The sequence below is a fragment of the Stenotrophomonas sp. YAU14A_MKIMI4_1 genome (genome assembly GCF_003086855.1).
Classification (GTDB): Bacteria; Pseudomonadota; Gammaproteobacteria; order Xanthomonadales; family Xanthomonadaceae; genus Stenotrophomonas.
The window spans coordinates 3999831-4022226 of sequence record NZ_CP025998.1 but is presented as its reverse complement, the minus strand read 5'-3'; the positions used below and the strand labels follow the sequence as shown (position 1 = coordinate 4022226).

At 68.1% G+C, this 22396-nt stretch carries 24 protein-coding genes and 1 pseudogene; 11 read left to right on the top strand and 14 right to left on the bottom strand.

The window, feature by feature from the left end; genetic code table 11:
• Positions 1-6: 6 nt before the first annotated feature.
• The 4 genes from C1931_RS18160 to C1931_RS18145 are packed head-to-tail and all read left to right on the top strand — an operon-like array spanning position 7 to position 3380.
• Complete coding sequence (locus C1931_RS18160; RefSeq protein ID WP_199913937.1) at positions 7-1317, top strand: phosphatase PAP2/dual specificity phosphatase family protein; 1311 nt, start codon at positions 7-9, stop codon at positions 1315-1317.
• On the top strand, positions 1314-1751 hold the full coding sequence (locus C1931_RS18155) for a hypothetical protein (RefSeq protein WP_108757329.1): 438 nt from the start codon (positions 1314-1316) through the stop codon (positions 1749-1751). The genes C1931_RS18160 and C1931_RS18155 overlap by 4 nt, the downstream gene beginning before the upstream one ends.
• Positions 1752-1761: 10 nt before the next feature.
• Positions 1762-2391 carry a lysophospholipid acyltransferase family protein gene (locus C1931_RS18150; RefSeq protein ID WP_108751032.1) on the top strand — a complete coding sequence of 210 codons (630 nt, stop codon included), beginning with the start codon at positions 1762-1764 and terminating at the stop codon, positions 2389-2391.
• A complete protein-coding gene (locus C1931_RS18145) occupies positions 2388-3380 on the top strand; it encodes a phosphatidate cytidylyltransferase (RefSeq protein ID WP_108757328.1) in 993 nt (330 codons plus the stop codon). Before C1931_RS18150 ends, C1931_RS18145 begins: the two co-directional genes overlap by 4 nt.
• A gap of 226 nt (positions 3381-3606) precedes the next feature.
• Here C1931_RS18145 and fis read toward each other — a convergent pair whose 3' ends face one another.
• From fis to prmA, 3 genes are all read right to left on the bottom strand, one after another.
• Positions 3607-3882 carry a DNA-binding transcriptional regulator Fis gene (gene fis / locus C1931_RS18140; RefSeq protein ID WP_108751030.1) on the bottom strand — a complete coding sequence of 92 codons (276 nt, stop codon included), beginning with the start codon at positions 3880-3882 and terminating at the stop codon, positions 3607-3609.
• Positions 3883-3996: 114 nt separating this feature from the next.
• Positions 3997-4740, bottom strand: coding sequence for a DUF3426 domain-containing protein (locus C1931_RS18135; RefSeq protein WP_108757327.1), 744 nt, complete (start codon positions 4738-4740; stop codon positions 3997-3999).
• Between the two features lie 42 nt (positions 4741-4782).
• A complete protein-coding gene (gene prmA / locus C1931_RS18130) occupies positions 4783-5703 on the bottom strand; it encodes a 50S ribosomal protein L11 methyltransferase (protein WP_108757326.1) in 921 nt (306 codons plus the stop codon).
• A gap of 149 nt (positions 5704-5852) precedes the next feature.
• Here prmA and C1931_RS18125 point away from each other — a divergent pair, with 149 nt between their 5' ends.
• Positions 5853-6818 carry a hypothetical protein gene (locus tag C1931_RS18125; RefSeq protein ID WP_108757325.1) on the top strand — a complete coding sequence of 322 codons (966 nt, stop codon included), beginning with the start codon at positions 5853-5855 and terminating at the stop codon, positions 6816-6818.
• Positions 6815-7189, top strand: coding sequence for a hypothetical protein (locus tag C1931_RS18120; RefSeq protein WP_108754332.1), 375 nt, complete (start codon positions 6815-6817; stop codon positions 7187-7189). Before C1931_RS18125 ends, C1931_RS18120 begins: the two co-directional genes overlap by 4 nt.
• Positions 7190-7302: 113 nt before the next feature.
• Here C1931_RS18120 and accC read toward each other — a convergent pair whose 3' ends face one another.
• From accC to C1931_RS18100, 5 genes are all read right to left on the bottom strand, one after another.
• Entirely contained in the window at positions 7303-8670 is a 1368-nt protein-coding gene (gene accC / locus C1931_RS18115; protein ID WP_010481079.1) for an acetyl-CoA carboxylase biotin carboxylase subunit, read from the bottom strand.
• 10 nt (positions 8671-8680) lie between these two features.
• A complete protein-coding gene (gene accB / locus C1931_RS18110) occupies positions 8681-9160 on the bottom strand; it encodes an acetyl-CoA carboxylase biotin carboxyl carrier protein (RefSeq protein ID WP_108754331.1) in 480 nt (159 codons plus the stop codon).
• A gap of 59 nt (positions 9161-9219) precedes the next feature.
• A complete protein-coding gene (gene aroQ / locus C1931_RS18105) occupies positions 9220-9663 on the bottom strand; it encodes a type II 3-dehydroquinate dehydratase (protein WP_108751024.1) in 444 nt (147 codons plus the stop codon).
• A 78-nt stretch (positions 9664-9741) separates the two neighbouring features.
• Positions 9742-9879, bottom strand: coding sequence for a hypothetical protein (locus C1931_RS20365; protein ID WP_159093633.1), 138 nt, complete (start codon positions 9877-9879; stop codon positions 9742-9744).
• Positions 9880-9900: 21 nt separating this feature from the next.
• Positions 9901-10623 carry a DOPA 4,5-dioxygenase family protein gene (locus tag C1931_RS18100; protein ID WP_108757324.1) on the bottom strand — a complete coding sequence of 241 codons (723 nt, stop codon included), beginning with the start codon at positions 10621-10623 and terminating at the stop codon, positions 9901-9903.
• Positions 10624-10778: 155 nt separating this feature from the next.
• Here C1931_RS18100 and C1931_RS18095 point away from each other — a divergent pair, with 155 nt between their 5' ends.
• Positions 10779-11609 (top strand): isocitrate lyase/phosphoenolpyruvate mutase family protein, encoded by an 831-nt coding sequence (locus C1931_RS18095; protein ID WP_108757323.1) that lies wholly within the window; start codon positions 10779-10781, stop codon positions 11607-11609.
• Positions 11610-11739: 130 nt separating this feature from the next.
• Here the strand turns inward: C1931_RS18095 and C1931_RS18090 are convergent, their stop codons facing one another.
• The 3 genes from C1931_RS18090 to C1931_RS18080 form a co-directional block, all read right to left on the bottom strand.
• On the bottom strand, positions 11740-13791 hold the full coding sequence (locus tag C1931_RS18090; RefSeq protein ID WP_108757322.1) for a TonB-dependent receptor: 2052 nt from the start codon (positions 13789-13791) through the stop codon (positions 11740-11742).
• A 152-nt stretch (positions 13792-13943) separates the two neighbouring features.
• Entirely contained in the window at positions 13944-14729 is a 786-nt protein-coding gene (locus C1931_RS18085; protein WP_108757321.1) for an SDR family oxidoreductase, read from the bottom strand.
• Positions 14730-14752: 23 nt separating this feature from the next.
• Positions 14753-15739 carry an MDR family oxidoreductase gene (locus C1931_RS18080; protein ID WP_108757320.1) on the bottom strand — a complete coding sequence of 329 codons (987 nt, stop codon included), beginning with the start codon at positions 15737-15739 and terminating at the stop codon, positions 14753-14755.
• Between the two features lie 119 nt (positions 15740-15858).
• Here C1931_RS18080 and C1931_RS18075 point away from each other — a divergent pair.
• Positions 15859-16176, top strand: a pseudogene (locus tag C1931_RS18075) (helix-turn-helix domain-containing protein); the annotation flags it as partial.
• Positions 16177-16370: 194 nt separating this feature from the next.
• Positions 16371-17918, top strand: coding sequence for an alkaline phosphatase (locus tag C1931_RS18070; RefSeq protein ID WP_108757318.1), 1548 nt, complete (start codon positions 16371-16373; stop codon positions 17916-17918).
• 161 nt (positions 17919-18079) lie between these two features.
• Here the strand turns inward: C1931_RS18070 and C1931_RS18065 are convergent, their stop codons facing one another.
• Entirely contained in the window at positions 18080-19015 is a 936-nt protein-coding gene (locus C1931_RS18065) for an AEC family transporter (protein WP_108757317.1), read from the bottom strand.
• A 92-nt stretch (positions 19016-19107) separates the two neighbouring features.
• Between C1931_RS18065 and C1931_RS18060 the strand changes: the two genes are divergently transcribed.
• Positions 19108-19983, top strand: coding sequence for a LysR substrate-binding domain-containing protein (locus C1931_RS18060; protein ID WP_108757316.1), 876 nt, complete (start codon positions 19108-19110; stop codon positions 19981-19983).
• Positions 19984-20136: 153 nt separating this feature from the next.
• Here the strand turns inward: C1931_RS18060 and C1931_RS18055 are convergent, their stop codons facing one another.
• Positions 20137-20853 carry a transporter substrate-binding domain-containing protein gene (locus C1931_RS18055; protein WP_108757315.1) on the bottom strand — a complete coding sequence of 239 codons (717 nt, stop codon included), beginning with the start codon at positions 20851-20853 and terminating at the stop codon, positions 20137-20139.
• Between the two features lie 161 nt (positions 20854-21014).
• Here C1931_RS18055 and C1931_RS18050 point away from each other — a divergent pair, with 161 nt between their 5' ends.
• On the top strand, positions 21015-21383 hold the full coding sequence (locus C1931_RS18050; RefSeq protein ID WP_108757314.1) for a VOC family protein: 369 nt from the start codon (positions 21015-21017) through the stop codon (positions 21381-21383).
• Positions 21384-21390: 7 nt separating this feature from the next.
• On the opposite strand, the gene C1931_RS18045 is transcribed toward C1931_RS18050, so the two are convergent.
• On the bottom strand, positions 21391-22227 hold the full coding sequence (locus C1931_RS18045) for an arylamine N-acetyltransferase (RefSeq protein ID WP_108757313.1): 837 nt from the start codon (positions 22225-22227) through the stop codon (positions 21391-21393).
• Between the last annotated feature and the right edge of the window lie 169 nt (positions 22228-22396).

Here is a 22396-nt window from a genome sequence, read left to right as displayed (position 1 = left end):
ACCCCGGTGGCCCCCACGGCGCGCCCCTGGCGGCGCGCCCTGTTGTGGCTGGTGCTGCTGGGGCCGTTCTTCTTCGCCAGCTACGGCTTTGCGAACTGGATGGCCGGTCGCCAGCCGGACGTGCCGGTGCTCGCCTTCGCCTGGGAAACCCACATTCCATTCGTGGCCTGGACCATCGTGCCGTACTGGTCCATCGATCTGTTCTATGCCATTTCGCTGTTCCTGTGCCGGCAGCGGCTGGAACTGGACCGGCACGCGCTGCGCTTGTTCAGTGCGCAGCTGATCGCGGTGAGCTGCTTCCTGCTGTGGCCATTACGCTTCAGTTTCCAGCGGCCGGAGATCGACGGCGTCTTCGGCTGGCTGTTCGATGTGCTGCTGGGTTTCGACAAGCCGTTCAACCAGGCGCCATCGCTGCACATCGTGCTGCTGATCGTGCTGTGGGTGAAGTTCGCCCAGTACCTGCACGGCGCGTGGCGCTGGGTGCTGCATGGGTGGGCGCTGCTGATCGGCATATCGGTGCTGACCACCTTCCAGCATCACTTCATCGATGTACCCACCGGGCTGCTGGTGGGCTGGCTGTGCGTGTGGCTGTGGCCCGACCAGGGTGTGCCACCGCTGCGCGCATGGCGCACCGCGCGCGACCCGAAGCGCTGGCGCCTGGCGCTGCTGTACCTGCTGGGGGCGGCCGTGGTGTTGCTGCCGGTGCTGCAGTGGCACGGCACAGCGCTGTGGCTGCTGTGGCCGGTGGTGTCGCTGCTGCTGGTGGCGCTGGCGTATGCGGGGTTGGGCACGGCGGTGTTCCAGAAGCGCGCCGATGGCCGGCTGACCATGGCCGCACGCTGGCTGCTGGCGCCGTACCTGGCCGCTGCATGGATCAATTCACGGCTGTGGACACGGCGTGCGCCGCAGCCGGTGCAGGTGGCCGACGGTGTGTGGCTGGGGCGCCTGCCCAGCGGCCGCTTGCCGGCGCCGCTGCAGGGCGTGGTCGATACCTGTGCCGAACTGTCCTGCCGCGCCCCGGGCGCGGTCTATGCCGGGGTGCCGATGCTGGACCTGGTGGTGCCCAGCGCTGCCCAGCTGCGCGCCGCTGCCGCCGCGATCGAGCGCCTGCATGCGCAGGGGCCGCTGCTGGTGTGTTGCGCGCTGGGCTATTCGCGCAGTGCCGCCAGCGTGGCGACGTGGCTGCTGTGCAGTGGCCGCGCTGGCGATGCCGCGCAGGCGGTGGCGCAGGTGCGCCAGGCACGGCCGTCCATCGTGCTGCACGACGTTCACCTGTTGGCGATCGCGGCCGCTGCCGCACAGGAGACCACCGTATGAGCCAGGCCCCGGACCTGCCGATGATGCACCTGCTGCTGCGCCAGGGCCGCTGGCCCGCCGTGCTGTCGCTGGGACTGTTGCTGGTGGGCCTGCTGCTGCTCGGCATCGAGCCGGGGCTGGCGATGATCGCCGCCGGCCTGGTGCTGCTGAGCGTGGTGCTGGGCCTGGCGCAGGCGTACTTCGCGGTGCGCGTGCGATTGGATGCCAGCCTGCTGCAGTTGCTGCTGCAGGAAGGCCTGCAGGGCGAGGCGGCAGCACATCGGATCGACCAGGCCCTGCACGTGGCCGGGCTGCGCCGGCTGCCGGCCGATGCGCCGCTGCGTGGCTGGGACGCGCGCTGGGCCGGCATGCGCGGCCTGCTGCTGCGCCAGTATCTGTTCACCGCGCTGCAGTTCGTAGCGGTGCTGCTGGCCGTGTTGTGGCCGCAGACCTGAGGGGAACCTGATGTTCGCAAGCGTGATTGCCCGTGCCTGCAGTGGCGCCATCCATGTGCTGACCGGTGCGCGCGCGCTGTGGATCGGCTGCGCGCCCTCCAGCGACCACCGCGTGTACTATGGCAACCATGCCAGCCACGGCGACTTCGTGCTGATCTGGTCGTCGATGCCACCCGCGTTGCGCCGCCAGGTGCGGCCGGTGGCCGCGGCCGAGTACTGGCAGCGCGATGGCCTGCGCCGCTACCTGATCGATGCGGTATTCAACGGCGTGCTGGTGGAACGCGAAGCGGCGCGCCGCCAGCAGGATCCCCTGCAGGTACTGCGCGATGCGGTGGATGAAGGCTGCTCGCTGATCCTGTTCCCGGAAGGCACGCGCAACACCGGTGAGGAGCCGCTGCTGCCGTTCAAGAGTGGCATCTACCATCTGGCGCGGCAGCGCCCGGAACTGGAGTTCGTACCAGTGTGGATCGACAACCTGAAGCGGGTGATGCCCAAGGGCCGCTTCCTACCGCTGCCATTGCTGTGCACCGCAACCTTCGGCGCACCGCTGCGCCTGCAGGCCGAAGAGGACAAAGCGGCGTTCCTGGCGCGCAGCCGGCAGGCACTGCTTGACCTGGCGCCGAACGGGGGCCGCGCATGAGTTTTCTGATCGATGTGTCCGGCGATCTGGCCACGCAGAGCGTGGGCCAGCAGACCGGGCTGCTGTTCGGCGGCATCGGTGCGGTGCTGGTGCTGGCCACGGTGGTGGCCGAGACCCTGCGCTGGCGCCAGCGCGGCAAACCCAGCGCGGTCATCGCCAACCTGGTCTCGCGCATCCGCGCGTGGTGGGTGATGGCGATCGTGGTGGGTGGCGCGCTGTTGTTCGGCCGCGCCGGGGTGATCGTGCTGTTCGCGATCATTTCGCTGTTCGCGCTGCGCGAGTTCATCACCCTGGCACCCACCCGGTCGGGTGATTACTACGCGTTGCTGGCGGCGTTCTACATCGTGCTGCCATGGCAGTACTACCTGGTGTGGATCGACTGGTACGGCATGTACACCCTGCTGATTCCGGTCTACGCGTTCCTGTTCCTGCCCATCCTGTCGACCATCGGCGGCGATACCACCCACTACCTCGAGCGCACGGCCAAGGTGCAGTGGGGACTGATGATCTGCGTGTTCTGCATTTCGCACGTGCCGCTGCTGCTGAACCTGCAGGTGCCGGGCCACGACCCGGCGCGCAACGTGCTGTTGTTTGCCTTCCTGGTGATCGTGGTGCAGTCGTCCGATGTGCTGCAGTACATCTGGGGCAAGCTGCTGGGCCGGCACCTGATCGCACCGAAGCTGTCGCCGTCGAAGACGGTGGAAGGGTTCGTGGGCGGGGTGCTGAGCGCCAGCGCGCTGGGTGCGGCGCTGTGGTGGATCACCCCGTTCACGCCGCTGCAGGCGTTCGGGCTGTCCCTGCTGATCAACCTGATGGGGTTCTGGGGCGGCCTGGTGATGTCGGCCATCAAGCGCGACCGCGGCATCAAGGACTGGGGGCACATGATCGAAGGCCATGGCGGCATGCTCGATCGGCTGGATTCAGTGTGCTTCGCCGCGCCGGTGTTCTTCCATGTGGTGCGGTATTACTGGAAGGCGGGCGGGGGCTGAGGGCTTCATCCACGCATGGCGTGGATCTACACGCGGGCGGGGGCTGAGGGGTTCATCCACGCATGGCGTGGATCTACACGCGGGCGGGGGCTGAGGGCTTCATCCACGCATGGCGTGGATCTACACGCGGGCGGGGGCTGAGGGCTTCATCCACGCATGGCGTGGATCTACTGGCAGGTGATGGCCTGGTATCGGTAGCGCCGGGCCATGCCCGGCGGCGGTGCCCTTACGCGCTGATGCCGTATTCCTTCAGCTTCTTGCGCAGGGTGGCGCGGTGGATGCCCAGCATGGCCGCGGCGCGGCTCTGGTTGCCTTCGCAGTGGTTGAGCACTTCCACGAACAGCGGAATCTCCATCTCGCGCAGCACGATCTCGTACACATCGTCCGCATCGCAGCCATCAAGGTCGCGCAGGTAGCGGCGCACGGACTGGGCTACGTGTTCGCGCAGCGGTGGCCGGGCAGCGCCACGACTGGTGTCAGGACGAGTGAGGACAGCGTTCAAGGGGGTTCCCGATCTGAAGGCCGGTGCGCGCGGTGCGCGCAGGCGGACGTGTGATTGGCCGTCAGTCTAGCGCGAGCGTGCCCGAGCTGCCACGGCCTGACGCCTCGACCTTGGTCAGAGGAACTCGAAGGTGAATGCGACGGTGGAGGCCGCCGGCTCCTGCACGCGGAACGCGACCCGCGCGCTCTGCCCGGGCTCCAGCGTGGCCGCCGGGGCCTCACCCAGGTACTGCGCCGGGGTAAACACCCCGCTGCCGATCAGGCGGCCATCGGCATCGGACAACGACAGGCGCAGGTCCGGCCAGGCCTGTGCCCAGCGCGCATCGTTGCGGATGCTGGCCTGCACCTGCAGCACACCTGCCTGCCCCGGCAGGGGGCGGATCTCGCGGCTGGTCATGGTGAACGCCGTGGGTTCGCGCCAAGCCGGCAGGCTGCAGCGAAGCACACCGCACAGCGCGCTGATCCAGGGCCGATGGCCGGCATCGGCGGCCAGGCGCGCGCGATCGGCCAGCACGCTCTGCAGCAGCAGCAACAGTGCCAGTCCTGCAACCAGTGCCCAGTGCCAGCGCGGTGACGGTCGCGCGCGCGGGCGCAGGTCCAGGAAGCTGGGGGCCTCGCTGGCCACGGCCGCATCGACCGTGTCGCTTTCGGCACGGTCGGCATCGGCATCGGCATGTGCGGTGGGTACCTCGATCGGGGCGAGCGACGGCGCGGTGTCCTGATCGTCCTCCGCGGCCTCGCCTTCCTGCAGCAGCTGCGGGGCGGCGTGGCCGGTGGCGTCGACAGGTGCGGCGTCGGCTCCCGGCGCAGTGCGCAGGAAGGTGGCCAGCGGGCGACGCGGCGGGTTCGGCTCGGACATCGTCAGGGCACCGGCTCGGATCCAGCGCTCATTCAACCACGATCAGGCGCGGCGTACGCCGGTGATGCGCATCCAATCGCCATCCTGGGTGGCCTGCAGTTCGTCGAACCAGGCGGCATAGCGCTGCAGCAGTTCGCCTTCCTGGCCATGCAGGATGCCCGACAGGGCGATGCGGCCACCGGCGGCCACGCGTGCGGCCAGCAGTTCGGCCAGTGCGTCCAGCGCCGAGGCCAGGATGTTGGCGACCACGATGGGATAGGTCGCCACCGGTTCGTCCTGCGGCAGATAGACGTGCATGCGCGCCTGCTCGCCATTGCGCTCGGCGTTGTCGGCGGTGGCCACGAGCGCCTGCGGGTCGTTGTCCACGCCGATCGCTTCGGCCGCGCCCAGCTTCAGTGCCGCCAGGGCCAGGATGCCCGAGCCACAGCCGAAGTCGAGCACGCGCTGGCCCTGCAGCTGGCCGTCCACGGCCAGCTGGTCCAGCCAGCGCAGGCACAGCGCGGTGGTCGGGTGGGTGCCCGAGCCGAAGGCCAGGCCCGGGTCCAGGCGCACGACGGCGGCATCGGCGGCCTGCGCGGCCTCCGGCAGGTCGTGGTTCCACGGCACGATCCAGGTGCGGCTGCCGAAATCCATCGGCTGGAACTGGTCCAGCCAGGCGCGTTCCCAGTCTTCGTCTTCCACGGCGCGGAAGCTGCCGCCGCTCCAGTCCAGGTCCGGGTCGAACGCTTCCAGCGCCGCCAGCAGCAACAGCGCATTGCTGTCGGCCGGGAACAGCGCGCTCAGTACCAGGGTGTCCCACAGCGGGGTTTCGCCCACGCCCGGTTCGAGGATGGCCTGCTCGTTGCTGGTGTCGGCTTCGGCATCAAGCAGGGTGACGGCCAGCGCGCCCACGTCCTCCAGCGCGTTTTCATAGCGGGGCTGGGTGGCTTCGGTGCAGCGCAGGGTCAGTTCCAGGAACGGCATGGCGGTGGGGGCAATCGCGGGAAAGGGGCCATGCTAGACCATCCGGCCGTCTCCGTATGCCCTGAGATGAACCGCAGTGGTTCAGACAGCGCTTCGGGGGCTTGCTAAAATGCCGGCTTTGCTGTGCCCCGCGTCCACTTCTGTCGCCCATGGCCTTCGCTCCCACCCTGAAAACCTGGTTGCTCGTGCTGCCCGCCGTGGCGGTGCTTGGCGTGGCCGGTTACCGGGCCAGCGGCCATGGCCACGCGCTGCAGGATGGCGTGGCGGTGCCGATGGAGGTGTCCGCGTCTTCGGTGGGCGATGCGTTGGCGCCGGTGGTGCCCGAAGGGTTGGCCCGGCGTCTGTCGGGCGTGGAGCGCAGCACCGCGCTGCCGTCCGGCCTGCCGCTGGATATCCGCGCGGATATCGAAGGTGAGACCGATCTGTTCGCCTATGCGCAGCGCCTGCGCGTGCAGGCCGACAACGGCAACCACGAGGCGCGCTGGATGCTGAGCCGGGTCTACGACTACTGCGCGCAGTACGCGGTGGACCCGGGTGGCTACCGCCTGGACAACAACGTGCTGGCCGGGTTGGGGCTGAGCGCGGCGCCGGCCATGGTGCAGGCGCGCGAACGCGTGGCCCAGCGCTGTGGTGGCTTCGTGCCGGGCGACAAGCTGGGGCCGGCGCTGGTGATCGGCGAGCGCCGGCGCGCGGCGCAGGAAGGCAACCTGGCGGCGGAAGCATCGCTGCTGGCCGAAGGTGAGCCGCTGCAGGACAGCGAGCAGTACCGCCGCGAGCTGGTGCAGCGCGTGCAGGCATCGCGCGATCCAGAGGCCTACATGGCGCTGGCACCGGCCATGGGTCTGCGCGCGGCCGGCGACAAGGCGATGACCGGCATGGTTGCCGGCGAACAGCTGAGCGAGCTGGCCTGGCGCGTTGCCGCCTGCGAGCTGGGGCTGCCGTGCGGCGCCGACAGCGTGCTGGTGAACAGTTATTGCGCGAACGGAGGGATCTGTTCGCAGGGTGGAACGCAGGATTTCCGGGATTTCGTGTATGACGCCGCGGTTTCGCGGCAAGGTGCGGGGAAGATGAAAGAGTGGATCAAGCGATTGATTGGTACGGGAGCAGGGCGATGAACTACCGTCGTTTACTACATGGCGCCAAGTTCTGGTTCTGGGTGGTGTTGTTCGTGGCTTACTCGGCCGGTGCGGTCGGCCTGTTGATGATCGACACCTACGAAGATCGCTACCGGCACCTGTCGAAGGTGGAATTGACCACGGTGAAGGCGCAGGAAGCAGTGCGCCGCGCCGGTGCCAGCCAGGTCGCTGCGGTGTACCGCGCGCAGAGTGGGGTGCCGTTCGCTTCGTTGCCGGCCGGCAGCACCTTCCAGGTGGTCTGGCCCGATGGTTCCACCGAAACCATGGTGATCGTCGATCCGACCTCGCCCAATGGCGTGCGCCCGCTGGCCAATTCGCAGATTCCTGCCGAAGTGGCCGACAAGCGCTGACCTGCGCCCGGTAGCGCCGGGCCAAGCCCGGTGGCGTTGCGCATCGTCGCCGCGCGCAACAGAAAAGGGCGGGGAAATCCCCGCCCTTTTCGTGTCCAGCGTTGGCTGCGCGATCAGGTCAATGCGATCGGCTTGTTCTTGCGTTCGGCCAGGCGCTTTTCCAGGTAGTGGATGTTCTGCCCACCGGCCTGGAAGCCCTTGTCACGCATGATGCGCTGCTGCAGCGCCACGTTGGTCTTGATGCCGTCCACCACCATTTCGCTCAGCGCCACCCGCATGCGGGCGATGGCGGTTTCGCGGTCCGGGCCGTGCACGATCAGCTTGCCGATCATCGAGTCGTAGTTCGACGGCACGCGGTAGCCACTGTAGATGTGGGTGTCCACGCGCACGCCGGGGCCGCCCGGCGGATGGAAGCCGGTGATGGTGCCCGGGCTCGGCACGAAGGTTTCAGCATCTTCGGCGTTGATGCGGCATTCGATGGCGTGGCCGGTCAGCACCACGTCGCTCTGCTTGATCGACAGCTTCTGGCCCGCGGCGATCTTCAGCTGCTCGGCCACCAGGTCGATGCCGGTCACCATCTCGGTCACCGGATGTTCCACCTGGATGCGGGTGTTCATTTCGATGAAGTAGAAGCGGCCGTCCTCGTACAGGAACTCGAACGTGCCGGCGCCGCGGTAGCCGATGCGGATGCAGGCTTCCACGCACACCTTGCCGATCTGCTCGCGCTGCTCGGCGGTGATGCCCGGTGCCGGGGCTTCTTCCACCACCTTCTGGTGGCGGCGCTGCATCGAGCAGTCGCGCTCACCCAGGTGGATGGCGTTGCCCTGGCCGTCGGCCAGTACCTGGATTTCCACGTGGCGCGGGTTCTCCAGGAACTTCTCCATGTAGACCTCGCCATTGCCGAACGCGGCCTTGGCCTCGCTCTTGGTGGTTTCGATCGAGGTCTTCAGCGAGGCTTCGGCGTGCACCACGCGCATGCCGCGGCCACCGCCGCCACCGGCCGCCTTGATGATGACCGGGTAGCCGATCTCGCGGGCGATCTTGGTGTTGGCCACGATGTCTTCGCCCAGCGGGCCGCCCGAGCCGGGCACGCACGGCACGCCGGCGGACTTCATCGCGCGGATCGCTTCGACCTTGTCACCCATCATGCGGATGGTGTCGGCCTTGGGGCCGATGAAGATGAAGCCGGATTCTTCCACGCGCTCGGCGAAATCGGCGTTTTCCGACAGGAAGCCGTAGCCCGGGTGGATGGCCTGGGCGTCGGTGACTTCAGCGGCGGCGATCAGTGCCGGAATGTTGAGGTAGCTCTGCGGCGACGGCGCCGGGCCGATGCAGACCGACTCGTCGGCCATGGCCACGTGCTTGAGGTTGCGGTCGACCGTGGAATGCACGGCCACCGTGCGGATGCCCAGGGTGTGGCACGCGCGCAGGATGCGCAGCGCGATCTCCCCTCGGTTGGCAATGACGACTTTGTCGAGCATGGCGTGCCCCTCAGCCGATCACGAACAGCGGCTGGTCGAATTCCACCGGCTGGCCGTTCTCGCCCAAGATGGCGACGATGGTGCCGGACTTGTCGGCTTCGATCGGGTTGAACATCTTCATCGCTTCGATGATGGCCAGGGTTTCGCCTTCCTTGACCTGCTGGCCAACGGTGACGAAGGCCGGCTTGTCCGGAGCGGCCGAAGCGTAGAAGGTGCCGACCATCGGCGAGCGCAGCACGTGGCCTTCCGGCAGGGCCGGGCCCGGCTTGGCGGTGCCGCCGGTGGAGGCTTCGGTGGGCGACTGCATCGGCATGGCCGGGGCCGCCGGGGCGGCCGGCGCGGCGTACACCGGGGCCGCGACCGGCGCGGCGTAGCCGGCCACCGGGGCGCGCGACAGGCGCACGGATTCTTCGCCTTCCTTGATTTCGATTTCAGCCAGGTTCGACTCTTCCAGCAGGTCGATCAGCTTCTTGATTTTGCGCAGATCCATGAGGGCCTCTTTGGTTTCTATCTAGGTGAGGAGGGCGCCATGGGCGCCCGGTTCGACAATCAGGTGGCCGACAGCCGCAGCAGGGCCGCGTCCATCGCGTAGCGGTAGCTGTCGGCGCCGAAGCCGCACACCACGCCCACCGCCTTGTCGCTGAAATAGCTGTGCTGGCGGAACGGTTCGCGGGTATGCGGGTTGGACAGGTGGATTTCGATGAACGGCACCGCCACCGCCGCCAGCGCATCGCGCAGGGCGACCGAGGTGTGGGTGAAGGCGGCCGGGTTGATCAGGATGAAAGCGGTTCCGTCGGCGCGTGCGGCCTGTACGCGGTCCACCAGCACGTGCTCGGCGTTGGATTGCAGGCTGTCCACGGCGTGGCCGGCGGCGCCCGCCTGGGCAGCCAGGGCCTGGTCGATGTCGGCCAGCGTGGTGCGCCCGTAGACCTCCGGCTCGCGCGTGCCGAGCAGGTTGAGGTTGGGGCCGTGCAGGACCAGCAGCTTCGCCATGGAATCCGATCAACGGGAAAGGGCGGCAGTCTGGCGGAACCTGAGGATGGTGTCCAGTTCGGCGAAGTTTGCGGCGTTTCAATCGTTTGTTTGAAATTCGCCGAGGCCCTTGTGGCCGTATGCGGCAGGGCGGATCAAGGCTGGCTGAACGTTGTCATCGGCGGCGATGGCAGCACGTACGCCGACAATGGCCCCGGCGGGGTAGATCCGCGCCATGCGGGGATGAATGTACCGTGCTCAGCTCTCCAGCGGCACCGTGGGCACCACGTTGGGAAAGACTTCTTCCAGCGCTTCGGTTTCCCCCGGCGCTGGTGCAGGCCAGTTGTAGGCGTTCACCGGCTGCGCCCGGTTCACCCACAGCGCGTAGTGCAGATGGTCGGCACGGCCATCGCCGGTGTTGGGGTGGATGAGGATGGTCAGGCCCAGGCTGTTCAGCTGCAGCCACGGCACCAGCACTGGCAGCAGATCGTTGCGGAAGCCGAAGTAGAACGAGGGCGTGACGTGCGGGCCGCGCGGCTGCAGGTTCCAGTTGCCCAGTTCCACCGGAAAGCGCTCGGCCACCCAGCGCCGCAGCAGTGCCGCCTTCTGGTAGCTGTCTTCGTCGAAATAGATATGCGCGTGGTAGCTCTTGATATCGGTATAGGCGCGTGGCCGGTCGGGCAGTGGCGTTTCGCCTGGACGAACGCTGGCTGGGCGCGGTGTGGCTTCGCTCACCGTGTCCTGGCCCCAGGGGCTGTGCCCCTGTGCGGGCGGCGGCACGATCGGGCGGAAGCCGGGGCGCCCCGGCTCGGTGGTGTTGGGCGCGGCGCCGGCAGCGCTGCCGGCACTGGCGCTGGCCAGCCCGCCCACTGCCACCCCGGCCGAGGCGAGCAGGCGCCGGCGCACCGGTGATCCCAGGTCAGCCTGTTGTGCATGGTGATCATCGCCAGTGGGCAGCAGCGTGCCAGCCTCGATGGGCATGTCCGGACTCCTGAAGGGGGTCTGCCACCGTTGCGCAGCGCCTGGCGCCGGTCCAATAAGCAGGCAGCATCACTTCATGAAGGCCACGCCATGTGGCGTTGAGTTGCGTCGGTCAGCGGGCTAGGGTGGCGCTGTCGCCACTCCGCCTGTCTGCCATGACCGCTACAGACGCCCAGACCCAGCGCAAGCGTGCCGCCTTCCGCCAGCTGCATGCGCAGGGTTGCTTCGTGCTGCCCAACCCGTGGGATGTGGGCAGTGCGCGCTATCTGCAGCGGCAGGGGTTCCAGGCCTTGGCGACCACCAGCGCCGGCTGTGCGTGGAGCGAAGGCCGGCCCGACGGTGCGGTCTCGCTGCAGGCCACACTGGACCATCTGCGGTTGATGGCTGCGGCCACTGATCTGCCCTTGAACGCCGACTTCGGCGATGGTTTCGGCGCCACACCCGAAGACGTGGACCAGGCGGTGACCGCGGCGCTGGACACCGGCATTGCCGCACTGTCGATCGAGGACGCCAGCGGTCTGGCCGATGCACCGTTGCGCCCGCTGGATGAGGCCGTGCAACGCCTGCGCGCCGCGCGTGCGGCCATTGATCGCGCCGCCGCCGATGTGCTGCTGGTGGGGCGCGCAGAGAACTTCTTCGTGGGCGTGCCGGATCTGGACGATACGCTGCGGCGCCTGCGTGCCTACGCGGCGGCCGGTGCCGATGTGCTGTACGCCCCGGGCATCACCACGGTGGAACAGATCCAGGCAGTGGTGGCCGCCGCGGAGGGCACGCCGGTGAACCTGCTGGTGGGTGGGCCGACGCCACTGACGCTGCAGGACATCGCGGCGCTGGGCGTGCGCCGGGTCAGCCTGGGCGGCGCGCTGGCCCGCGCGGCGTGGGGAGGATTGATGCAGGCCACCGATCCGCTTGTGCGCGAGGGCCGCTTCGATGGGCTGCAGCAGGCCGCTGCCGGCGCCGCCCTGAACGACCTGTTCCGGCCGTAGCGGCCGCGGTAGATCCACGCCATGCGTGGATGGGGGCGCAGGCTGGGGTCGGAGCCCTTCGCTGCGCGAAGGGATCCGCCCCGCGGTCAGAGCCCGTTGCCTGGCAGCGGGCTCTGACCCCACGGTTTGATCAGAACCGCGCGGTGGCGCCGACGAAGAAGGTACGTGCGCCGCCGTCGTAGTTGTTGCCTTCGTCGATGGTGGACACATCACCCACGTTCAGCACGCCGGCACGCAGGGTCAGGTTCTCGTTCACGTCGAAGCCGGTGACCAGATCCCACGTGGTGTAGGCCTTGGCGAAGGTCGCGCTGGTGGCCGACACCAGCTGCTTGCCGATGTGCTGCGCACTGGCATTGAGCGACCAGGCATCGGTCACCTGCCATTCCAGCGAGGTGTTGGCAGTCAGTTCCGGTACCACCAGCAGGGTGGCGCCGGTGGTGCGGTTCTTCGATTCCAGCATGCGCGTGGCATTGGTGGTCCAGCTCAGGCGCTCATGCAGCGGCACGGTCACGCTGGCTTCCACGCCGCGGGTGCGCGCCTTCTGGATGTTCTGCGCCACCGTCCACCAGTAGCCGTTGACGAAGCTGGTGGTCTGGCCGGGAATCTGGCTCAGCGGCACCTGTTCGATCTTGTCGTCGAAGTTGGTCAGGAAGTAGGTGGCCGACGCCGACCAGCCGCCCTGGTCATAGCCCAGGCCCAGCTCGTAGTTGGTGCTGGTTTCTGGTTCCAGGTTTGGGTTGCCGGCCATGTAGCAGCCACGGGTGCCATCGGCATTCACCGAGGTGCTGCTCCAGCCTTCCACGGTCAACGCGCGGCAGCCGTTGCCACCGGACTGGGTGGCCGCGCCGGCGGTGCCCTGCTTCAGGTTGGGCGCGCGGAAGCCCTTGGAAATGCCACCACGCACGGTCCACGCATCGGCCGGGTGCCACACGCCGTAGATGCGCGGGCTCAGGTTGTCGTCGTAGTTTTCAGTGTTGTCCCAGCGCAGGCCCAGGGTCAGCACGAAGCGCTCGTGCAGGGTGATGTGGTCTTCGGCGAACAGCGCCCACGAATCGGCTTCGCTGGTGGGGCTGATGCGGCCGCTGCCGGTCCAGGTGACCGGAACGGTACCGATCGTGTCGCTGTTTTCCAGCTCCTCGCGCTTCCATTGCCCGCCCACGTTCAGGCTGTGCTCGAAGCCCCAGTGGAAGCCGGTGGTGAAGGCGGTATCGAAGACAGTTTCCTTCGAATGGTTGCCCACCGTGCTGCCCTTGTCCTCGTAATCGTTCTGCACCAGCGTGGTCTTGGACGTGCTGGCGTCGCCGTACTTGCCGTCATGGCTGAGCACGTAGCCGGTCTGCACCAGCTTGGACAGACCCCAGCTGCTGACCGCGCCGGCGCCGCTGTTGCGCTGGGTGCCGCGCGAGGCTTCCACGCCCACGCTGTGGTTGTCGTTCATCCGCCAATGGAACTGCACGTTGGCATTTTCCGCGTTGTTGCCGGGCGTCTGCCGCGCGCCGCGGTCCGATTCGCGGTCGGTCACGTTGGCGCCCACGCGCACGCCCAGGTTCTGGGTGAGCGGGCCGCTGAACAGCGCGCCCATCTGCGTGGTGTTGCCGCGCGTATCCGAATCGGGCTTGCTGTAGTTGAAGGTGGCCGAGCCGCCCCAGTGGTCGGCGATCTTGCGGGTGATGATGTTGATCACACCGCCCATCGCGTCCGAACCGTACAGCGAGGACATCGGGCCGCGCACCACTTCGATGCGTTCGATCATGTCCGGCGACAGCCAGTTCAGATCCTGCGGACCCAGGTCATCGCGGTAGTTCACGCCGGCCGAGCTGCCCTGGCGGCGGCCGTCGATCAGGATCAGCGTGTACTGCTCGGGCAGGCCGCGCAGGCGGATCTTCGACTGCGCACCGGACAGCGCGTAGCCGCCGGTGACGCCCGGCACGGTGCTCAGCAGCTGGCCGATGCTGCTGACCGGCTTGCGCTCGATCTCCTCGCGGGTGATCACGCTGATGCTGGCCGGGGCATCCTTGATCCACTGCTGGGCACCAGTGGCGGTGACCACCACGGTGTCCAGCTGGCGGGCCGAGGAGGCATCGGCGCTGGCATCAGCGTTGGCGTGGGCAGCCAGCGCCAGACCGATCGCGGCGGTCAGGGTGGCAACGGAACGGCGGCGGTTCGGTGAGGCGTGCGACATCGCGCAGGTACTCCTGTGAGGGGGTCCACTGGCGATGGCTGGGACGTCCGTGTGTGGGGGTTTCAGTATTCCTTAACAATCGTATCACGAATCATTCGCATTTGATGCGGGGCGATACACAGGGCCACGGTGGGCCTGTGGGGTCGTGGCCGCTAGCGGCGGTAGCGGGCGGGTACTTCGCTGCGTGACAGGTTGGGGGCCATGGCCAACCGTGCCGCCTGCAGGGCGGCGAACTGCGCGTCATCCGGCAGCGGGGGCAGGGTGACGGTCTCCCCCAGATCCAGGCCCACTAGCGCGGCATCCACCATGTCGCCGGTTTCCATCAGGAAGCCCGGCGGGAAGCTGTCGACATCGCGCCCGGCCTTTTCCCAGAGCTCGGTGCGGGTGGCGCCCGGCAGCACCGCTTGCACCCGCAGCCCTTGCGGTTCCCACTGTGCTGCCAGCGCCTGGCTCAGGTTCAGCAGGTAGGCCTTGGTACCGCTGTACACGCCTTCGAACATCTCTGGCGCCAGGGCCAGCACCGACGACAGGTTGATGATCGTGCCGCGGCCCTGTGCCAGGAAGGCGCGGCCGGCGGCGGCACACAGGCGGGTTGGCGCGGAGACGTTCAGGGCGATGATCTGCTCCAGCGCCTGCGGCGTGTTGTCGATCAATCCGCCTTTCAGCGACATGCCGGCGTTGTTCACCAGTACGTCGATATCGCCACGCTGTAGGCGCGCTTCCACGCGCGCCAGATCATCAGCGGCGGTCAGGTCGGCGGTAAGCACTTCCACGGCACAACCATGCTCGGTGCGCAGGCGCTCGGCCAGCGCGGCAAGGCGCTGGGCATCGCGCGCTACCAGCACCAGCGCATGGCCACGGCGGGCGAAGCGATCGGCGTACACGGCACCAATGCCGGTGGAAGCGCCGGTCACCAGCGCGATGGGGGAGGTTTTCATGGGTATTCCAGGCAGGGAAGGGATCAGCGGTTCACATCAACCAGAGTGCGGCCCTTGGCCTGGCCCTGCAGCATGCGTGCGGTGAAGGCCGGTACCTCGCCCAGGCCGATCTCGTGGGTAGTGGCCGCCAGCTTGGCCAGGTCCAGATCGGCGGCCAGGCGCTGCCATGCCTGTTCGCGCAGCGCCGCCGGCGCACGTACCGAATCGATGCCGGCCAGGGTGACGCCACGCAGGATGAATGGCAGCACCGTGCCCGGCAGTTCGCGCCCGCCGACGAAGCCACAGGTGGTGGCAATGCCGCGATAGCGTGTCTGCGCCAGTGCGTTCACCAGCGTCTGTCCGCCCACCGCATCCAGGGTGGCGGCCCACCGCTCGGCCTGCACGGGCGCGCCCTGTGCGGACAGGGTGGCGCGGTCGATGATCTCTGCCGCACCCAAGGCGCGCAGGTACTCGGCTTCGGCGGGCTTGCCGGTGGACGCCACCACCCGGTAGCCTCGGCCCGACAGCAGGGCGACAGCCATCGAGCCCACGCCACCGGATGCACCGGTGACCAGCACATCGCCGTCGCCCGGTGCGACCCCATGGCGCTCCACTTCCAGCAGGCTGAGCATGGCGGTCAGGCCGGCGGTGCCGATGGCCATGGCGGCGCGCGCGTCGAGTGCGGTAGGCAGCTTCACCAACCAGTCGCCCGGCACGCGCGCACGCTGTGCATAGCCACCATGGTGGGCCTGGCTCAGGTCCCAGCCGGTGGCCACCACTGCATCGCCCGGCTGGAACCGCGGATCCGACGACGCTTCCACCGTGCCCGCAAAGTCGATTCCGGGAATCAGCGGGAAGGTCTGGATGATCTGCATGCCGGCCAGCGCGATCGCATCCTTGTAGTTCACATTCGACCATTCCACGCGCACGGACACATTGCCGTCGTAGAGGATGTCGTCCTGCAGATCCTGCAAGGTGGTGGTGACGGCGCCATCGGCGGCGCGCTCGGCAACAAGGGCTCGGAAGGACATGGGATTTCCTTGGGGGATGGATGTGGTGCGACTATAGGCAGGCACCGCCGTGTGCGTAAGAACGCACAATTACCGCCGTTACTATCATTCGTGTGCCTATGGCAGGCAGGAGAAGCGACATGCGTACCAAGCGCCTGGACCCCAAGAGCGGCTGCGCCGTGGAGCTGACACTCTCGGTGATCGGCGGAGTGTGGAAGCCGCTGTTGCTGTTCCACATCCTGACCGGCAAGAAGCGCTTCATGGAACTGACCCGGCTGATTCCCAACGCCACCCAGCGCATGCTGACCCTGCAGCTGCGGGAGCTGGAAGCCGACGGCATGGTGCTGCGCCATGTCTACGCCGAAGTGCCGCCACGCGTGGAATACGAAGCTACGCCGCTGGCCCGCACGCTGGCGCCGGTCATGCTGAGCCTGCGTGAGTGGGGCGAGCGCTATCGCGAACAGCAGCAGAGCCTGCCGCCACTGCCGGCACAGTGCGACGCAGACGCAGCGATGCCCGCAAAGGCAGCATCGCCCGCGCGATCGCGCAAGGCAGCGAGCACGCAGGCAACGTCGCCGCAGTAACTGCAACATTGCACTGCTATAACGTTGCGCCGTCGGCGGCGGTGTCCGCCTTGCAGTGCAGGAAACGCATGACCCGAGTTCTTTCGCGGCGCTGGCTGCGCCCGTCGCTGCTGGCCATGGTGGGCGCGCTGGCCGCATGCCAGCCCGTCGCGCGCGGCGACGCGCCGCTGGCCGAGACCACCCGGCCGCACAACGTGATCGTGATGATCAACGATGGCGCCGGCTGGGGCACCTGGGATGCTGCCGCGTACTGGCAGTACGGCAGTCGCGAGGGCGCGCCCTACGCGCAGTTCCCGCAGCGCCTGGGCGTGACCACGTTCCCGTTGAATGCCAGCAGCCAGCCCACCCGCGATGCCGCGCAGACCATCGGCTACGACGCATTGCGCGCGTGGAGTGCCACCGCCGTACCCGCCGCCGACCTGCCGTTCGAGGGCTACCAGTACCTGGCCGCCGTGGCCACCGACAGTGCAGCGGCCGGCACCGCGTTGTCATCCGGGGTGAAGACGTATAACAACGCGATCAACTTCAGCAACGACGGCGTGCCGGTGGACTTCAACACACTGCGCGCAAAGCGCTTGGGCATGGCCACCGGCGTGGTCACCTCGGTGCCGTTCGCGCATGCCACACCCGCGGCGTTCGCGGCGCAGAACGAATCGCGCAACAGCTACCACGCCATTGCCCACCAGATGCTGGCGCAGGGCCACATGGATCTGGTGATGGGCACCGGCGGCCCCGGCTACAGCGTGGACGGCAGGCCCTGCGTGGACGGCCCGGACGCGGTCGCCGCCGAAGGCTGCCAGAACCCCTGGGAATGGGTGTCGCAGCAGGATTGGCAGCAGCTGGAAGCGGGCACGCCGATTGCAGGCAATCCGGCGGGTGCCTGGCGGATGATCCGCAGCAAGGATGAATTCACCGCATTGGCCGAGGGCCGCCTGCCCAGTGATCGCCCGCTGATCGGCGTGCCGCGGGTGGCCAACACCCTGCAGCAGGCACGCCAGCTGGCGGTGGTCGGGCGCGATGCCGCGACGCCATCCGGAGTGAAGAAGATCGACAGCGTGCCCGACCTAGCCACCATGACCCGCGGTGCGTTGCAGTTCCTGCAGCAGCGGTCGCCGAAGGGCCTGTTCCTGATGGTGGAAGGTGGGGCCACCGATTGGGCTGCGCACACCAGCGCCTGCGGTACCGAGTGGCATTACGGCGCCTGCACCGACCAGCCGCAGTTCGGCCGTCTGATCGAGGAAACGGTGGAGTTCAACGATGCGGTTGCCGCGGTGGTCGACTGGATCGAACGCAATGGCGGTTGGGAACGCAACCTGCTGATCATCACCACCGACCACGACAACAGCATGCCGATGGGCCCGGATGCGCAGCAGGTGGCGTTCCAGCCGGTACGCAACAACGGCCGCGGGCAGCTGCCGGGCATGAGCTTCCGCCCCACCGGCAACCATTCCAACGGGCTGGTGCCGCTGTGGGCCAAGGGCAACGGCGCCGAAGGCCTGGCCCGGCGCGTGCGCGGCATCGATGCCGGCTATCGCCAGCACGTGGGCTGGAATGACGGCAGCTACATCGATAACACCGACGTAGCCTTGGCCGTGCAGGAAGCCCTGAGCCGCTGACTTCGCTCTTCGTAGAGTCGAGCTTGCTCGACTGGACTGCCAAATGCAGTCGAGCAAGCTCGACTCTACAGAAGGCGGTAGTCGAGCAAGCTCGACTCTACGGAAGGCGGCAGTCGAGCAAGCTCGACTCTACAGAAGTCCTGCGCCCAGCAGGTGCGACGCTACCGGATCAGCGCCAGATACGCGGTCACGCTCAGCAGTGACAGCACGGTCGTCCCCAGCACCGTCGCCGCGGTCGTCGCGGCCTCGCGTCGATGGAATTCGGCCAGCATGAACGGCCCGGTACCGGTGGGAAGCGCGGCCAGCAACACCGCGGCATGTACCAGCGGTGTGGGCAGCGCAGACACACGGGTAGCCAGCACCCACACCAGCAGCGGCTGCAGCAGCAGCTTTGCCGCGCCCAGGCCCAATGCGCTGCGTGCGGCGCCGGGTGCAACTTTGCGGCGCTCACCCAGGAACAGGCCCAGCGCGATCAAGGCGCAGGGCGCGGCGGCGCTGCCCAGCAGCTTCAGGAAGGCGTCCACCGGCGCGGGCACGGCCAGACCGGTTGCCATCGGTACGATGCCCAGCGCCGGTGCCAACAGCAGCGGGTTGCGCGCCAGCGATCGGCTGACCTTCCACAACAGATGGTGCAGGCGCTGTTCCCGCTGCAGGCCCGCTTCGATCAGGATGATGGCCACGGCGAACAGCACGCAGACCGTCAGCAGGGTGGCGACCAGAGTCGGTGCCAGTGCGGTCGGGCCCAGTACCGCGGCCGCCAGCGGAAAGCCCATGAAGCCGGTGTTTGCGTAGGCGGCATTCAGGCCGTCGATGCTGGCATCGGCCAAGGCATGGCCACCGCGTCGGCGCAGCAGCACCGTGGCCGCGAACACCAGCGCCGTGCCGATGCCGAAGCTGAGTAGGAAGCCAGGGTGCCAGAGGTCGCGCCACTGCGCGTGGGCCACCACGTCGAACAGCAGCGCAGGCAGCGCAAGGTAGACAACGAACCGGTTCAATTCACTGGTGGAGTGCGGGCCCAGGGCGCCGCTGCGGCGTGCCACCCAACCCGCGAACACCAGGGCGAAGATGGGCAGCACGATCGCCAGTACAGACCACATGGCGGCTTGAAAAAGGGGAGGGGCTACAAGGCTACGCAGCGCCATCCATACCTTCCAATGCTTTCTTCGGCATTCAGCGATACCCTTTGTGCATGATCGACATCCGCCCGTTGCGCTATTTCCTGGCCGTGGCCGAGACACTGCACTTCGGCCGTGCGGCCGAGCGCCTGCACGTCACACAGCCCCCGCTCAGCCGGCAGATCGCGGCGCTGGAACGCTCGTTGGGCGTGGCACTGTTCGAGCGCGATTCGCGCCATGTGCGGCTGACCCCGGCCGGCCAGCGCTTTCGCGAAGATGCGCGTGCCGTGCTGGCCTCACTGCAGCAGGCCTGCCACACGGCGCGGCAGATCGACGCCGGTGAACAGGGCGAACTGCAGGTCGGTTTCATGATGCACGCCGCCCACAGCTCGGTGCCGCCGTTGGCGCGCCGGTTCATGGCAGCCTGCCCGCAGGTTCAGCTACGCCTGCGCGAGGCACTGCCGTTTCCACTGCTGGACGGGGTGCTCAGTGGCGAGCTGGATGCAGGCATCGGCTTCGCGCCCGCAGCAATGCGCGGTCTGCAGATGCAGCCATTGCTGCAGGAGCCGTTGTGCGTGGTGGTGCCGCAGGACCACCGCTTGGCGCGGCGGCGTCAGGTGGCCGTGGCTGCGCTGGCCGATGAAGGCCTGATCACCGCGCCCGCCGAGGTGGTGCCGACGCTGCGCGAAGCGATCGACGCGTGCTTCCGCGCCGTAGGGCTCGAACCGCGGATACGTCTGGAAGTGCAGTTGCAGCAGAGCATCGTCAGCCTGGTGGCGGAAGGGTTGGGCATCGCGCTGGTGCCGGCGTCGCTGCGCCGGCTGGGGGTGCCTGGCGTTGCATTCGTGGGGCTGAAGGATGCCCCGCAGGTGCAGCAGGTCCTGTTCTGGCGTGATGGCAACCGCAATCCTGCATTGGCGCGTCTGCTGGCGTGCATCACCGCCACGTAGCGTCGAGCTTCGCTGTCTGTAGAGTCGAGCCATGCTCGACTGCTCTTCGCTCTTTGTAGAGTCGAGCCATGCTCGACTGGACCGCCAGAAGCAGTCGAGCATGGCTCGACTCTACAACTCACGGCAGTCGAGCAAGCTCGACTCTACTGGTCCCTACCGCAGCAGGGTGACCTGCTGCCCGGCGCGGTCGAATGCTTCGGCCAGCAGCGATGTCTGCCGGATGGCATCCACTTCAGCAAACAACGCCTGCAGCGCCGCTACCGGGCGCGCGGTCGGTGCCGCCACGGCTTGGGCGATGGCAGTGAACCGGTCAGCCAGCACGCGGTGGCCGGGATGCTGCGCGGCCCACGCCTGCAGCGGCTGGCGCACGCCTGCGGCCGCGTCCAAGCGCTGCTGGTCGAACAGGGCGATGGCGGCGGCGGAGGTGTCGGCGCGCTCGATGCGCGCGTGCTGCAACGCACGGCTGAGAAACAGATCGTAGGCCGCGCCGCGGCCCACCGCGACGCGCAAACCATGGCGATCAAGATCGGCCACCTGCTGCGCGGGGCTGTCATCGCGCACCAGGTAGGTGCCTTCAATTTCCACATACGGCGCGCTGAAGGCGATGCGATCGGCGCGCGCTGGATCGACCGCCAGGAAGGCTAGGTCCCAGTCATCAGCAGCAGCGGCCGCCACGACCGACGCGGCGGCGTCATGGCAGGTGAAGTGCGGCGCGACCCCCAGCCGCCGTGCCAGCGCCGTGGCCAGGTCCACCGAGGGGCCACGCGGCGCCGATGCGTCGCCTTGGGCCAGCACCGGGTTGCCCAGGTTGATGGCGACCCGCAGGTAGCCAAGTGGCGCGAGCGCAGTGCGGAAGTCGGACAGCGGCATGGGGTACTCCGGCAAGCACGGGGGAACCCAAGCATGCCAGCCACAGCGTGCCGGCGGCGTGCGCCCTCCATGCTCCGCGACAGGCTCGGTGCCGGCGATGGCCCCCGCGCCATGCTGAAGGCGATTACCCTGCGCATCATCTGAAGCGAACTGGCGCAGCGATGAACCCTGTCATGCATGTCGAGATTCCGGTGGCCGACCTGGCCCGTGCCATCGCGTTCTACCAGCGCTGGTTGCTGGTGGTGATCGATGCCCCGGTGCCGGTGCATGACTGCATGATGGCCTACCTGCCGTTCGACGATGACGCCGGCGGCGCCAGCCTGGCCCTGGTACAGGGAGCGGACTATCGGCCCTCTGAGCAGGGTGCGCGCATCTACATCGGCGTCGATGACCTGGACGCCAGCCTGGCCCGTGCGCTGCAGGCGGGCGCCACGTTGCGGTTCGGCCCCGCCCAGGCCGGTGAGTGGCACGTGGCGGAGATCGCCGACAGCGAAGGCAACCGCATTGCCGTGCAGGCCCGGGCAGCCTGACGCCCGGTTACGCGGCAGCGGACTGCCATCGCTGCAGCCACCCCGCAATGGCAGGGTCCAGCCGCGCATCGTCGGGAAGCCGCACGCCGAAGCGATCCTGCAGCACCTGCCGCACATCGGCCACATCGCGCAGCGCCCGCTTCTGCGGCGCCTGGCCGTGGCGATACTCGGTGTAGTTGCCGCTGCCGATGGTGCGGCGCCAGTCCGGGCCGGTCAGCGAAGCACGCAGCTCGCCCGGGAAACTGGAGTGCGGGTGCGTGCACACGTACCAGTTGCCCACTTCGTTGTCGGCCGCCGCCGGTGAGGCCAGGTCGAAGCGATACAGCGAACGCCAGTCATCGCCGCTGCTGGCGGCCAGCAGGAAATCGCCATTGTCCAGCCGCTGCAGCCGATAGCGCTCGTGCGGCGTGTCCTGCACGGCGGCCTCGCGCAGCCGCAGCGGTACGGTCGGGGTCAGGCTGCCAAAGCCGGTGTCCACCAGCCAGTCGCCGTCATCCAGGCTTACCCGGATCAACAAATGGGTACGCGGGGTCAGTTCGCCATCGCTGGCCGACAGCAGCACGCGCGCGCTCAGCGGGTGGGCGTCGAAACCCAGCGCCTGCAGCAGCGCCAGGAAGGCGCCGTTGAGCTCGAAGCAGTAACCGCCGCGCTGGGCGTGCAGCAGCTTGCGCTGCACGCTGTCCAGATCGATCGGCACCGCATCGCGCAGCAGGCAGGTCAGCGTCTCGAAGGGTACGTGGGCGTTGTGGCGCTGCTGCAGCTCGGCCAGCCCAGCAAGGGTGGCAGCCGGCGCGGCCGACAGCTGCAGGCGTTGCAGGTAGCGGGGGATATCGAGCGTGGTCATCACGGCACCAGGCGGGGCATAGATCCCTACTGTGCAACCGCAACCGGGGTTGAGGTCAAGCGGCAGGGCGGTGTCATTCCCCCGTCGTCTGTGGCCGGTACAAAGACCGCGACCGCTGGTGCGGCGATGGCCGCCGAAAGAAATGCTAAAGTCCAGGCGATCCAGGCCG